This window comes from Pseudomonas sp. E141 (assembly GCF_052659885.1).
The window spans coordinates 2,058,870-2,072,702 of the sequence record NZ_CP084024.1 but is presented as its reverse complement, the minus strand read 5'-3'; the positions used below and the strand labels follow the sequence as shown (position 1 = coordinate 2,072,702).

Annotated in this window: 12 protein-coding genes; 4 read left to right on the top strand and 8 right to left on the bottom strand. The window is 61.9% G+C overall.

Annotated elements, in window-relative coordinates; all coding sequences use genetic code 11:
• Positions 1 to 120 precede the first annotated feature (120 nt).
• From GKKCFE_RS09425 to GKKCFE_RS09405, 5 genes are all read right to left on the bottom strand, one after another.
• Positions 121 to 942, bottom strand: coding sequence for a TIM barrel protein (locus GKKCFE_RS09425; RefSeq protein WP_173407062.1), 822 nt, complete (start codon positions 940 to 942; stop codon positions 121 to 123).
• Between the two features lie 30 nt (positions 943 to 972).
• A complete protein-coding gene (locus tag GKKCFE_RS09420; protein ID WP_310662890.1) occupies positions 973 to 2,475 on the bottom strand; it encodes a CoA-acylating methylmalonate-semialdehyde dehydrogenase in 1,503 nt (500 codons plus the stop codon).
• A gap of 30 nt (positions 2,476 to 2,505) precedes the next feature.
• Positions 2,506 to 3,315 carry a 5-deoxy-glucuronate isomerase gene (gene iolB, locus GKKCFE_RS09415; protein ID WP_445577772.1) on the bottom strand — a complete coding sequence of 270 codons (810 nt, stop codon included), beginning with the start codon at positions 3,313 to 3,315 and terminating at the stop codon, positions 2,506 to 2,508.
• Positions 3,312 to 4,205, bottom strand: a complete 894-nt coding sequence (iolE, locus tag GKKCFE_RS09410) for a myo-inosose-2 dehydratase (RefSeq protein WP_047230198.1) — start codon at positions 4,203 to 4,205, stop codon at positions 3,312 to 3,314. The genes iolB and iolE overlap by 4 nt, the downstream gene beginning before the upstream one ends.
• A 175-nt stretch (positions 4,206 to 4,380) precedes the next feature.
• The gene (locus GKKCFE_RS09405; RefSeq protein WP_188251651.1) at positions 4,381 to 6,318 is read right to left on the bottom strand and encodes a bifunctional 5-dehydro-2-deoxygluconokinase/5-dehydro-2-deoxyphosphogluconate aldolase; all 1,938 of its coding nucleotides are present in this window, start codon (positions 6,316 to 6,318) and stop codon (positions 4,381 to 4,383) included.
• A gap of 313 nt (positions 6,319 to 6,631) precedes the next feature.
• Here GKKCFE_RS09405 and GKKCFE_RS09400 point away from each other — a divergent pair, with 313 nt between their 5' ends.
• Positions 6,632 to 7,552, top strand: a complete 921-nt coding sequence (locus GKKCFE_RS09400) for a MurR/RpiR family transcriptional regulator (RefSeq protein ID WP_047230196.1) — start codon at positions 6,632 to 6,634, stop codon at positions 7,550 to 7,552.
• 29 nt (positions 7,553 to 7,581) lie between these two features.
• The gene (locus GKKCFE_RS09395; protein ID WP_139050522.1) at positions 7,582 to 8,193 is read left to right on the top strand and encodes a glutathione S-transferase; all 612 of its coding nucleotides are present in this window, start codon (positions 7,582 to 7,584) and stop codon (positions 8,191 to 8,193) included.
• A 289-nt stretch (positions 8,194 to 8,482) separates the two neighbouring features.
• On the opposite strand, the gene hcnC is transcribed toward GKKCFE_RS09395, so the two are convergent.
• From hcnC to hcnA, 3 genes are read right to left on the bottom strand one after another with little or no spacing between them, the layout of a single operon-like run.
• Positions 8,483 to 9,757, bottom strand: a complete 1,275-nt coding sequence (hcnC, locus tag GKKCFE_RS09390; protein WP_316912956.1) for a cyanide-forming glycine dehydrogenase subunit HcnC — start codon at positions 9,755 to 9,757, stop codon at positions 8,483 to 8,485.
• Positions 9,750 to 11,159, bottom strand: a complete 1,410-nt coding sequence (hcnB, locus tag GKKCFE_RS09385) for a cyanide-forming glycine dehydrogenase subunit HcnB (protein WP_445577771.1) — start codon at positions 11,157 to 11,159, stop codon at positions 9,750 to 9,752. The genes hcnC and hcnB overlap by 8 nt, the downstream gene beginning before the upstream one ends.
• On the bottom strand, positions 11,156 to 11,479 hold the full coding sequence (gene hcnA, locus GKKCFE_RS09380; RefSeq protein WP_076386697.1) for a cyanide-forming glycine dehydrogenase subunit HcnA: 324 nt from the start codon (positions 11,477 to 11,479) through the stop codon (positions 11,156 to 11,158). The genes hcnB and hcnA overlap by 4 nt, the downstream gene beginning before the upstream one ends.
• A gap of 280 nt (positions 11,480 to 11,759) precedes the next feature.
• Here hcnA and GKKCFE_RS09375 point away from each other — a divergent pair, with 280 nt between their 5' ends.
• Both GKKCFE_RS09375 and GKKCFE_RS09370 read left to right on the top strand, forming a co-directional pair.
• Positions 11,760 to 12,443: a response regulator transcription factor gene (locus GKKCFE_RS09375; protein ID WP_047230191.1), complete on the top strand. Its 684-nt coding sequence runs from the start codon at positions 11,760 to 11,762 to the stop codon at positions 12,441 to 12,443.
• A complete protein-coding gene (locus GKKCFE_RS09370) occupies positions 12,421 to 13,806 on the top strand; it encodes a sensor histidine kinase (protein WP_445577770.1) in 1,386 nt (461 codons plus the stop codon). The genes GKKCFE_RS09375 and GKKCFE_RS09370 overlap by 23 nt, the downstream gene beginning before the upstream one ends.
• Positions 13,807 to 13,833: the final 27 nt, after the last annotated feature.

Here is a 13,833-nt window from a genome sequence, read left to right as displayed (position 1 = left end):
CTGTGGGAGCGAGCTTGCTCGCGATAACAGTATTTCAGGCGACTTATCTGTTGAATGTGCTGCCGCCATCGCGAGCAAGCTCGCTCCCACAGGGGGGCTTCGTCATTATTGAAAGTCGGGTCAGGCCTGGGAGCTTTGCAGGTGATTCATGCTCGCCCCCAATGCCTGGCGGATGTCGGCCAGTTCATGAATGCTCTGGGCAAAGGGTTCGAAGGACAGGTAGCCCTCGTAACCACCGGCCCGCAACGCCTCGATCTGCGCGGCATTGCCGAGGATATCGGCCTCGCCCACCAGCACGCGGTGGCCGTCGCGGATGGTCGTCAAGGGTGCCTGGGCATCCTCGACACCGGAGATGTGCACCAGCCCGGTCAGCTCGGGGAAAAATTCCTGCTCACCGGCCAGGTGATGATGAAAGGTGTCATGCACCAGACGGAACACATCCAGCCCGCCAATGGCCTTGATCGCTTCCACTGCCGTGCGCTTGCGTCGCAGCGAACACTCTTCAAACCCCAACGGTTCGATGAAACCGTAGATGCCGAAAGCCCGCAGGATCGGCGCCAGCTCACTGAGGGCCGTGCGCAGCCCCGCCGCGCGTTCGGCCTCGCCGCGCGGGTCGTCGCGCTCGTTGAGCGGGCACATCACCAGCCCCTCGGCGCCGCATTCGCGAGCATAGTCGGCCAGCCGCACGGCTTGGGCGCGGCGCTCCTCGTTCCATACGTCGAAGGGATACAGCGCGTTGATGGACAACACCTTGATGCCCCGCGCCTCGCACAACTCACGCACGCGGGCCGGCGGCATGCCGTCTTCGATCTCGACGCCCTTCAGATCGTTGCGAATCTCGATGGCATCGGTTTTCAGCGCCAGCGCCAGGTCAATGAAATCGGGCAGTGACAGGCGCGGAGCAACCATTCGGTTCAAGGCAAAACGCAGGGGCTTGTTCATTGTTGTTATCCCTCCGGCATTCATAAACGGTTATTGGGCAGTCGGCATGCTGAACTCGGGGCCCTTGGCGATGCTGTCGGGCCAGCGCTGCATCACGCTTTTGTAGCGGCTGTAGAAGCGCAAACCTTCTTCACCGTAGGCATGGTGATCGCCAAACAGCGAGCGCTTCCAGCCGCCAAAGGAATGCCAGGCCATCGGCACCGGAATCGGCACGTTGATGCCCACCATGCCGACCTTGATGCTGCGGGCAAACGCCCTGGCAATGCCGCCGTCACGGGTGAAGCAGGACACGCCGTTGCCGAACTCGTGTGCATTGATCAAGGCCACGGCGCTGGCGAAATCCGCCACGCGAACGATGCCCAGCACCGGACCGAAGATCTCTTGCTGGTAGATGCTCATCTGGGCGCTGACCTGATCGAACAGCGTCGCGCCGACAAAGAACCCCTGCTCGGCCCCCGGCACCTTGAAACCACGGCCGTCGACGATCAGGCGCGCGCCCTCGGCGACCCCGGCGTCGATGAAGCCTTCGACCTTGGCCTTGTGCTCGGCGGTCACCAGCGGCCCCATGTCGGTGCCGGGTTGCTGGCCGTTGCCGATCTTCAACTGATCGATGCGCGGCAACAGTTTGGCAATCAATTCATCGCCCACGTCCCCCACCGCCACGGCAATGGAAATCGCCATGCAGCGTTCACCGGCCGAGCCGTAGGCCGCGCCGATCAATGCGTCCGCCGCCTGGTCGAGGTCGGCGTCGGGCATGACGATCATGTGATTTTTCGCCCCGCCAAGCGCCTGCACGCGCTTGCCGTTCGCCGTGCCCTGCTGGTGGATGTACTCGGCAATCGGCGTGGAGCCGACGAAAGAAATCGCCTCGATCTGCGGGTGCTGCAACAGCGCATCTACCGCCACTTTGTCGCCCTGGACCACGTTGAACACACCGTCCGGCAACCCGGCCTCCGTCAACAGCCGAGCCATCAGCAAACTGGCGGACGGGTCACGCTCCGAAGGCTTGAGGATGAAACAGTTACCGGCGACCAGTGCCAGGGGAATCATCCACAGCGGCACCATCACCGGAAAATTGAACGGCGTGACTCCGGCACACACACCCAAGGGCTGGCGCAGGTTCCAGTTGTCGATGCCGCCGCCGATGTTGTCACTGAAATCGGTCTTGAGCAGGTTCGGCGCGCCGCAGGCGTACTCGACGATCTCGATGCCGCGGGTGACTTCGCCATGGGCGTCGGACAGCACCTTGCCGTGCTCGCGACTGATGATCTGCGCCAGTTCGTCGTGATGGCGGTCGAGCAATTCCTTGAACTTGAACATCACCCGCGAACGGCGCAATGACGATTGCTCGGACCAGCCCGGGAATGCCGCCAGCGCCGAGGTCACCGCGGCCTCGACGGTGCCCGGTTCGGCCAGCGCCACCCGGGCCTGTATCGCGCCGGTGGCCGGGTTGAAGACGTTGCTGAACCGCACCGTGTCGCTGTCCTGCACTCGACCGTTGATGTAATGGCCTACTACCGGGGCATCGCTCATTGTTCTTGTTCTCCGTGCAAAGGGTGGAAATCAGAGATCAAGCAGCCAACTGTGCTGCGGATCGTTATGGAACTGCCAGACCCGCTTCGGGCCGGCCATGACGTTCAGGTAATACGACTCGTACCCGTAGGGCACGCTGACCGGGTGGTAACCCTTGGGCACCACCACCAGGTCGCTGTTTTCCACGGCCATGGCCTGGTCGATCCTGCGGTCGTCGGTATAGACCCGCTGGAACACGAAGCCCTGGGACGGATTGACCTGGTGGTAATAGGTTTCTTCCAGAAAGCTTTGGTGCGGCAGGTCGTCGGTGTCGTGCTTGTGGGGTGGGTAGCTCGACGAATGCCCCGACGGCGTGCGCACTTCCACCACCAGCAGCGAGTGGGCCGGCTCACTGTCGGGCAGGATGTCGCAGACATAGCGGGTGTTGGCGCCCTTGCCGCGCACGCTGCGCTTCATGCTGTCCGGGCGGATCAGCCGTGGACCGTAACTGTTTTGCGCAGAACCCGGCGCAGCACACACGGCAATCTGTACATCGCTCAGGGCGGTGACCTGGGCCTGGCTGCCGGGCGGCAGATACGCGGCGTAGGGCGATTTATCCTCAAATACCGACTGGCGATCACCGAGGTTGTCCCAATCGAAGGCACCCTGCCCCGGTGCTTCACCCTTGAGACTGATGCGCCCGCTGAGCAAGACCAGGCACAGTTCCTTGTCGGCGGCAGCCACCGGGAGCTTTTCACCAAGGCTCAAGCGGTAGGCGGCAAACCCGACATACTCCAGTTCGCCGGCGGGTAGCTGGACCATGGTCTGGCCGCTTGGCTGGCTTTTGATCAACAGGCTCATGACGCAGTCCTCTCTTGCAGCAAGGCGCGCAGGGTGTCGTAGCCTTTCTTGGCGTAGGCATAACTCGGTGCCACGGCCGGATCCTGTTCGGCTTCGACCACCAGCCAGCCGTGATAGTCGGCGGCCAGCAGCACGTCCAGCAACGCGGCAAAGTCGATGTCACCATCACCCGGTACGGTGAAGGTGCCGTTGACGATGCAGTCGGGGAAACTCCAGAGGTTGTTGCGCGCCAGTTGCACCACAGGCTTGCGCACGTCCTTGAAATGCACATGGCAAATGCGCTCGATGTGCTTGCGTAACACCTGCAAGGGTTCGCCGCCGCCCATGTAACAGTGGCCCGAGTCAAACAGCAGGCCAACCTCACTGCCGGTCAGGGCCATCAGTTTGTCGATGTCCGAAGGCGATTCGACATAGGCGCCCATATGATGGTGATACGCCAGGCGCACACCTCGGGACAGGGTGAAGCGCGCCAGTTCGGTGAGTTTTTCGGCATAGTCTTGCCAGGCTTCGTCCGTGTGAAAACGCGGTCGCTCGATCAGTGGGATGCGCTGGCCTTGAATGGAATCGGCCACCTCGCCGTACACCAGCACCGTCGCACCGTTTTGCGCGAGCAACTCGACATGGCTGGCAATGGCATCGATTTCTTCGGCCGCCGAGCGCCGGGCCAGACGGCTGGAATACCAGCCGGAGACCAGCGCCAGGTCATAGGGCCGCAGCACATCGCCAACGCCCTTGGCATCCTTGGGAAACTTGCCGTTGAGCTCGAAACCTTCGTAACCGATTTCCTTGCCTTCGCTCAGCGCCGTACTCAACGGCGTCTCGCCACCCAGCGATGGCAGATCGTCGTTGCTCCAGGAAATCGGGTTGATGCCAATTCGAATTGCGGGCATGGCTGCACCTTTTATTGTTTTTACATTGCCATTGAAGGCGACACTGAACCTTGTGGGAACGAGCTTGCTCGCGATAGCGGTTTGACAGTCGTGTCAATGTTGCATGTTTCACCGTCATCGCGAGCAAGCTCGCTCCCACATTGAACTGCATTCCAAATAGAGACTGCGGTGCCTGTCACACCCGCGCAGCACGCCACGCCTCGATCAACTCCACAAACCTACCCTGCACCTGCCGGATCAACGTTTCATCGTCGACTTCCCCGGCCAGCCAGGCACGACTCGGTTCCTGGAAGATCGTCCGTCCGACGGCAAATCCACGGCAGGTTGTGCTCTGGCTGGCCTGGCGGAAACCCTCGGCCAGCACGGCGGCCGGGGCGTTGAGGCCCAGCAGTACCACACCTCGGCAATAGGGATCACGCTGTTGAATCAGCTCATCAAGTTGCTTCCATTCGTCAGCCGTCTGGGCTTCGATTTTCCACCAGGCCGGAAAGATGCCCAGGTTGTAGAGGCGTTTGAGGGCGCGATACAGCACGTCCGGGTGCGGCGACGGATGATCCTTGGGTGGAATGACTTCCAGCAGCAGCTCATGGCCGCTGACCTGGGACGCCTGATACAGCGCCATGAGTTGCGCCTCCTGTTCCAGGCGCAGCAGCGGTTCGTCGTCGGGGTGAAATTGCACCAGGCACTTGATGATCTGTTCCTGTGGCCAGGCGATCAGGTTGCTGCCGATAGAGCGCCCATGTTCGAACGCCAGCGGCCGTGAACCCTGCACCTCCACTGGTCGGGCAACCCACCAGTCACGTCCAGTGGCGGCGTTCAGCGAGTCCTGGCCGAAACGTTGGTCGGCCAGCAGACCGACATCGGCCTCGATGCCCTGACGTTTCAGGTCGGCTTCGACCCGTTCCACGGCCTGGATGAACAGTTGCTTGAGTTCGCTGATAGCGCCCAGCTCACGCCCGCCTTTATGGGCCAGTTCCACCAGTTGCCAGCGATGATCGAAGGCAAAGATGAACAGTTGCTTCCACTGTTTGCGCGGCACGCTGACCTGATGCAGACGTTGCAATGCCACGTCTCGATCCGGCCGGGTAATCGGCACCGGGCTATTGAACAGATAGTCGAGTTCAGCCCGGGTCGGCATCGCTGGGGCACAGGCATGGCGCGACACCACCAGGCCACCGCAGGCATTGGCCAGCTGGCAGCAGCGTTCATCACTGGCGTCCTCCAGCCAACCGGCGAGAAAGCCCGACATGAACGCATCACCTGCACCTAATACATTCAGGACTTCGACACGAACCCCGGGATAAATGGCGCCGTCTTCAAGTCGGTTAGGGATGGCGCCGTGGATCACCGTGCAACCTTGCGGGCCGAGCTTGACCACCAAGGTCGCCGCCGTCAGCGAGCGCACGGTACGCAACGCGCTCAGCAGATCTTCGCTGCCGCCGGCGATCAGGAATTCTTCTTCGGTGCCGACGATCAGGTCGAAACGCGGCAGGATGCTTTGCACATGCTGGCTGACTTTCTGGTCGGCGACGAAACGGGTTTCCCCATCGGCCTTGCCCGCCAGGCCCCAGAGCACCGGGCGATAATCGATGTCCAAGACGCGTTTGACGTTGTGTCTCTCGGCGTAATCCAACGCCTGGGTGCTGGCCTTGTAGACACTTTCGGTAGAGAAATGCGTGCCGGTGATCAGCAGCGCCTTGCTGGAGGCAATGAACGTTTCATTGATGTCCACGGCGCGCAGCGCCATGTCGGCGCAGTTTTCCCGGTAGAACACCAGGGGAAAGGTTTCCCGGTCCTTGATACCCAGCAGGACCATGGCCGTCAGGCGTTCAGGGTCGACCTTGATGCCGCTGACGTCGCAGCCTTCGCGGGCCAGGGACTCCACCAGGAAACGGCCCATATGATCGTCCCCTACCCGGCTCAGCATCGCCGACCTGAGCCCTAACCGCGCGGTGCCGAAGGCGATGTTGGCCGAAGAGCCACCCAGGTATTTGGCGAAGCTTGCGACATCTTCCAGGCGCGCTCCGACTTGCTGCGCGTAGAGGTCGACGCCCAGGCGTCCCAGGCAGATCACATCCAATTGACGCCCACTGGCAAAACGAGTCTGGCCCATGCTGGCTCCTGTTATTTTTATCAGCCCGCGCTTGCCACCGAAACCGGCGCCAACGCTCTTGGTGGATGCAGACTAAAACGAGCAGCGGCCAATAATCAATAATTATTCTATAAATTTTTTACGTGGAATATTTTTTCCAATACGCTATCACTGAAGCGCGCCAGACGCGGTGCATCGTTTCAGCAGGTGTCGCAACGTTGTCTGCTCATGATTTTCCCCGCGCCTACGCTGTAGACTGCGATCAGCCAACCTATTGTCGAGGGCAGGCCCTTTTCCCGGGCCGCCCTATAAGAACAAGCCAGAAGGATTTTCTATGACCCGCCCCGATCTGCCGGCGCCGTCCGAGAGCGCGTCCGAACCCGCCCTTTCAAGCCCACCGATCAATGCCGAGCGCCTGCTGCAACTGATTACCGACGAGTATGAAAGCCTGCCGCGACAGCTCAAACGCATCGCCAGCTACATGAGCCAGCAAAGCGACCGGATCATGGTCGATCGCATCAGCGACATTGCGCGCGAATGCGAAGTGCATCCCTCGGCCATCGTGCGGTTTTCCCAGCGCTTCGGCTTCAGCGGGTTCAGCGAAATGCAGGCCTTGTTTCGCGAGGCCTATACCCACAAGACCACGCCGGTGCAGAACTACCAGCAGCGCATCCGCAGCATGATCGCCAACAAGTCGCAGAAAGCCAGCGGCGGCGACCTGGCGCGCGAATGCGTCAACGCCACCCTCTCGGGCATCGAGCGTCTGGGCCTGGAGCTGGACGATCAAGCCTTCGACAAAGCCGTAGACCTGGTGGTCAACGCCGACAACATCTATGTGGTCGGCGTGCGACGCTCGTTCGCGGTGGCCGATTACCTGGTCTATAACCTGCAACACACCAACAAGCGCATCCATCTGGTGTCCGGCCTGGGGGGCAGTTATCGCGAGCAAATGCGCAGCGTGCGGGCCAACGACCTGGTGATCGCGATCAGCTTTACGCCCTACGGCAAGGAAACCCAGCACTGCCTGCGCATTGCCCAGCATCATCAGGCCAAGACGCTGATCATCACCGACAGCAACCTGTCGCCCCTGGCCAAACGGGCCAATGCGGTACTGTTGGTGAACGAAGGCAGCTCTTTCGCCTTCCGCTCGTTGAGTGCCACGTTGTGCCTGTGCCAGGCGTTGTTCATCGCCGTGGCTTACCGACTGGAACTCAAGGTCGATGAAATCCATGAACAGGTCGGGTTCGAGGATTAACCCCGCAAGATTCTTCTGAAGGAGACGTCATGAAACTGATCGGCATGCTGGACTCGCCCTACGTGCGACGCGTCGCCATTTCCGCCAAGTGCCTGGGGGTTGCCCTGGAACACGAGTCCGTTTCGGTGTTCAGGCATTTCGAACAGTTCCAGCGCATCAACCCGGTGGTCAAGGCACCGACCCTGGTGCTCAACGATGGCAACGTGCTGATGGATTCCACGTTGATCATCGACTACCTCGAAGCCTTGGCCGCGCCGGGCAAAAGCCTGATGCCGGTCGACAGTGGGCAACGGCTGCGCGCATTGCGCGTGATTGGCCTGGCCCTGGCGGCGTGCGAGAAGTCGGTGCAGATCTACTACGAACGCAACCTTCGGCCGACAGAAATCCAACACGCCCCCTGGGTCGAACGCGTGGAAGGCCAACTGGCGGCGGCCTATGACATGCTCGAACAGGAACTGGTGAAACAGCCCCTGACCACCGATGGCACCCTCGATCAGGCGGGCATCACCGTGGCAGTGGCCTGGAGCTTCACCAACCTGGTGGTGCCGGATCAGGTGCAGGGCAAGTCATTTCCGTCGATCAGCGCGTTTACCGCCTATGCCGAAGGGTTGGAGGCGTTTGTCAGCACGCCGATGGTATAGCGGACGAGCGCGGCTTGTGTGGGAGCGGGCTTGCTCGCGAAGACGGCGGCAGACTCAACATCATCGTCTCAGATAGACCGCTATCGCGAGCAGGCTCGCTCCCACAGTTGGTTCCTGAGTGACCACCGGATGAGGGTCACCCCCAGATCTATGTGGGAGCGAGCCTGCTCGCGATAGCGGTGGGTCAATCAACATCAATGGCACTGATCCGACGCCATCGCGAGCAGGCTCGCTCCCACAGTTTGGGGCCGGGGGACTGCAAAATTTGTGTTCGGCACAAAGAGTTGCTTCAAGTCAGCTCCATTTCCTTTGGCTTTACCACCGGCGCCACCTCGAAGCGATCCGCCAGGAACGGCGTGATGTCCAGCGGCAAGGGCTCGTTGTTCACCAGTTTGTCCAGCAACACTCCGGTGATGGCCGAGGTCAGGATGCCGGTGCGAAAGTGCCCACAGGCATTTAGGTACCCCTCCACGCCGCGCATCGGGCCCAGGATGGGCAACTCATCAGGTGAGCCGGGGCGCAAACCGGCCCAGGTGCGTTTCAGGTTGATGTCGGCCAACTGCGGTATGCACCGCATCGCGCCCTGCACCAGCCCCTCGATTTCCGGGTAGGTGGTGGTCACGTCGAAACCCTTGTCCTCGGTGGTACTGCCGATGAGGATTTCGCCGTTGTCCTTTTGCGCGACATAGCAGTCGCTGGTGGTCAGGCACCCGTTGAGGATCTTCGGCATGCGCTCGGTCAGCAGGATTTGCCCCTTGACCGGCTTGACCGGGATCCGCACACCGGTGGCTTGCTCGCTCAGGTCCGCCGCCCAGGCACCGGCGGCATTGATCAGCGTCCGGCAGTTGAACGTCCCGGCTTCGGCGGTTCTCACCCCTGTCACCCGCGCCCCGTCTCGAAGCACCTGCGCCACGTTGGTGTTGAAGAACATATCGACGCCGTTCTGCCGGGCGCCCTCGGTGTAGGCATCGGCCAGCCGGAACGGGCTGACCTGATGGTCGCACAGAAACTCCAGCGCGCCGCGGGCCTCATGGCTGACATTCGGCTCGGCCTCGCGCAGGGCGGCCTGGTTGAGCCAGCGTACCTGATCGGCCAGGTGGGGAATGCAGGCGACGATGTGCTCGGCATACAAACGGTCTTCATCGTCGTAGATCACGAACTTGAGCCCGGTCTCCTCGAACTTGAAGTCCATGCCGTGGTTGTCCATCAGCTCGCGGTGCAGTCGGGGATACATCGCGTTGGACTGCAAGGCGAAATCGAAGAACGACTGGGGCAGGATGTGCGGCGTGCTGGCATCAACCGCCACGGCGGCACCCTGGGCCTGGCGCTTGCGGTTGGCCGACATCATCCGAAAGAAAATCACCCCGCAGCCCAGGCCCACGGATTCACCGATGGCCCACAGGCCGCCGGCCGAAGCGCGGGTGGCGTTGCCGGGGCGCTTGGCGTCGATCAAGGCGATCTTCAAATGCTTGCGTTTGGACAGTTGATAGGCACAGGACGCACCGATCACGCCCCCGCCGACGATAACGACATCATAGTGCTTGAGGTCTGAATGCTCAGTCATGCCGGAGGGCCTCCGTGCCGACGCTCTGAAAGGCTGAAAAGGGAATCGGGTCGATGGGGAAACGCGGCCGCAGCCAGCCAACGTCGGCACGCCCGGTGGCCTGGCGCAGGCGATCACTGCAATAGCCCACGCACATCCGTCCCTGACAGTCACCCATGCTCACGCGGGTGCGCATTTTCAGGCTGGCCATGTCTTGCACACCCTGCTCCAGGGCGCGGTCGATGTCGGCGCGGGTCGCGTGTTCGCAGCGACAAATGACCGTGTCGGCGGTCGGCAACGCGGTTTGTCCGGCGCCGCGTTGCGTGTAGCGGTCCACGGCGGCGCGAAAGCGAATGATCCGCTCCAGTTGCGCCCTATACCGGTCGCGGTACTCCAGGGCAGTGGACGAGTCCAGCAGGTCGGCCTGCATCAGGATCGACAGTGCGGCGATGCGCCCGCTCAACATGGCGGCTTCACCACCGCGAATCCCGCCCACGTCGCCGGCCAGGTGAATGTGCGCCTCGCTGCTTTGTTGCCAGGCATCGGACACCGCCCGCAAATAACCGTCATCGCTGAAACCATGCTCCAGGCCCATCTGCTGGCTCAATTGGGTGCGCGGGATGAAACCATAGCCGACCGCCAGCGTCTGGGCCGGGACCTGTTCGGCTCGTTCGAGGTCGGGCTCCCAGGTACTGGAATACGGTGCAACGGTGACGATGTCCAGCTCGCCCTCGCCGTTGGCCTGTACCACTCCCCAGCCATAACGCACGGGGATGCGATGCAGTTTGAGATAAGCCAGCATGCTCAGGCCGTCGAGGAACAATTGTGGTTTGTTCAGCAATGCCAGGCTTTCCCTGGCGATCTTGCCGAAGGCACAAGCCTCATAGACGCCCGCCACGGCCACGCCCGAAGCGTGAAGTTGACAGGCCACCAGCGGCAGCAACGGGCCTGTACCGGCGATTACCACTGGCCCCGGCGGTTTGACCGCTCCGCTCTTGATCTGCAATTGCAGGCCACCGAGCAGCATCACCCCCGGCAGTGTCCAGCCAGGGAACGGCACGCTGCGCTCATGACAACCGGCCGCCAGCACTAGGTGGGAATAGCTGACCTCGCGCAGTTGTTCATCGGCGTTCAGCAGCATCAGCGCCTTGAACCCTTCGGCGCCGATGACGCGGTGGATGAGTCGCACATCGATCAGCCCGGCGTAGCGCTGGAACTCACCGTGGAGTTTGTTCAGGGCTTCGCTGTAGCGCGGCCCGAGGTAATCCAGGCTCACTCCGTCGCGCAGCGGCCCGCGGTAGACCACGCCACCCAGGCGCGGCGCTTCTTCGAGCAGGGTGCAACGCACCCCGTGAGTGGCCAACTCGATGGCCGCGGCCATACCCGCCGGCCCGCCGCCGACAATCACCGGATGGAGGTTCATGGTGCCTCCCTTTCGGCGATGCGATTGGCCCGGGTTTCGATTTGCATGCCGGGACGCACTTGGGTCTGGCAGGCGCGGCGCTTGTGGCGGCCGTCGATCTTGACCAGGCAACATTGGCACACGCCCATGCCACAGTATGCGCCACTGAGTTGGTCGTGATCGTTGCGTGCTACCTGGCGCTGGCCCAGGGCCTGAATGACGCTGAGGACGGTTTCACCTTGGGCCGCGCTGACGGACTGCCCGTCCAGGTGCACCGTCATGTCGGCCTGCTGCAGCGGCTGGATATCAAATTTTCGGCGTAGAAGGTCTTGAGGTTGCATCATGTTGCTCTTCCTTGAAGGTTCAGTGAGGTCTCGGCTCCTTGCGGCACACCATCACCGGTTCGTGTCAGTGCCCATCAGCGACAGCGCGCCAAAGCAGGGCAACGGACGCAGCATGATGGTGCGCACTAAATTTATGTTAGGGATTATTTGTGACCAAGTGTTGATCCAGGCCAGTGAATACCGCTGTCGGCGTCCATGAACATTTTTTCAGAAAGCCGACAGCTATTTTTTGGCAGAATGCTGCGCAATGGCTTCAATTTCTCACCCGGTACCGCCCATGAACCGCATTTTGACCATCGAAGACGACGCCGTGACCGCCCGTGAAATCGTCGCCGAACTGACCCGCAATGGCCTGGATGTCGACTGGGTCGACAACGGCCGCGAGGGCCTGGAACGGGCGGTGAGCGGCGATTACGACCTGATCACCCTGGACCGCATGCTGCCCGAACTCGACGGGCTGGTGATCGTGACGACGTTGCGCACCATGGGCGTGGCCACGCCGATCCTGATGATCAGCGCCCTCTCCGATGTGGACGAGCGGGTGCGCGGCCTGCGGGCCGGTGGCGACGATTATCTGACCAAGCCGTTCGCCACCGACGAAATGGCCGCCCGGGTCGAAGTGCTGCTGCGGCGCAACAACGGTGCCCGCGAGCCGGAAACCGCACTGCGGGTGGCCGACCTGGAACTCAACCTGATCAGCCGCGAAGCCAGCCGCAACGGGCAACTGCTCAGCCTGCTGCCCACCGAATACAAGCTGCTGGAGTTCCTGATGCGCAACAGCGGCCAGATCCTCTCGCGCATGATGATTTTCGAAGAGGTCTGGGGCTATCACTTCGATCCCGGCACCAACCTGATCGACGTCCATATCGGCCGCCTGCGCAAGAAAATCGACCCGCCGGGCCTGGAACCGCTGATTCGCACGGTACGAGGTTCCGGCTATGTCATTGCTGAACCCCGCTAAGGGCTGGCGCTCCTCCAGCAGTCGCCTGCTGGCGCTGTACAGTTCGCTGTTCGTGCTCTGGAGCGCGGTCCTGATGGGGGTGATGTATTACGAAGTCTTCGGTTACCTCGACAGCCTTGCCAAGCACTCCCTGATGCAGCGTCAGCACCTGTTCGCACGTATTCATGGCGATCAGTTGGAAGATGCTCTCATGGCCAGCCTGACCCTGGATGAACGCGGCGTCGACGCCTACGGCCTGTTCGATCCGCAATTGCGCCACTTGAGCGGACCGATCCGGCACGTCCCCCCCGATCTGCCGCTGGACGGCAATATTCATATGCTCGGCGGCTGCGTCGATTCCAGGGATCCAGGTATTCCTTCCGACAGTTGCGACGCGGTGGCGACCAGGACCCAGGACGGCCGCTGGTTGGTCCTGGCGCGGGACAACGGCTCGCTGTTCGCTGTCACGCGCATCATTCTGCACGCGTTGTTCTGGGGCGTGTCCCTGACCATTTTGCCGGGCATTGCCGGCTGGCATCTGTTGCGTCGGCGACCGTTGCAACGCATCCGCAAACTGCAGGCCAGTGCCGAGGCCATCGTGGCCGGTGACCTGACCCATCGCCTGCCGCTGTCAAGCCGTCGCGATGAGCTGGACATGCTGGCGGCGATCGTCAACGCCATGCTCGATCGTATCGAACGCTTGATGAACGAGGTCAAGGGCGTGTGCGACAACATCGCCCATGACCTGCGCACCCCGCTGACTCGCCTGCGCGCCCAGCTTTATCGCATCCAGCAGCAAGCCCCGGACGGCTCGTCCGAGGCGTTGCAGATGGATCAGGTGATTGCCGAGACTGACACCCTGATGGCGAGGTTTCGGGGCTTGTTGCGGATTTCCGAGCTGGAAGACCAGCAACGACGCTCAGGGTTCGTGCGCCTCGATCCGTTGCAGTTGTTGCAGGAACTGCACGATTTTTATCTGCCGCTGGCCGAGGAGCGGGAACTGACCTTCACCCTCCAAGTACCCGATGCCCTGCCCTTGCTCAACGGCGACCGGGCATTGCTGTTCGAGGCGGTGTCCAACCTGCTGAGCAACTCGATCAAATTCACCCCGCCGAGCGGTGAGGTGATCCTGCGTGGCGTTGATCAGGGCGACAGCAGCCGCATCGAAGTACTCGACTCCGGGCCCGGAATCCCCGAGGCGGAGCGCAAGGCTGTGTTTCGCCGCTTCTACCGCGCCGAGGGCAGCAGCCAGCAGAGCGGCTTCGGCCTGGGACTGTCGATCGTCGCGGCGATTGTCAACTTGCACGGGTTCACGCTGGAAGTGGGCAGCAGCGAGCAAGGCGGCGCTCGGTTGGCGCTCGATTGCCGGGCGACGCTGCTGTAGGTAGCGGCTACCAAGTTCAGCGGAAAT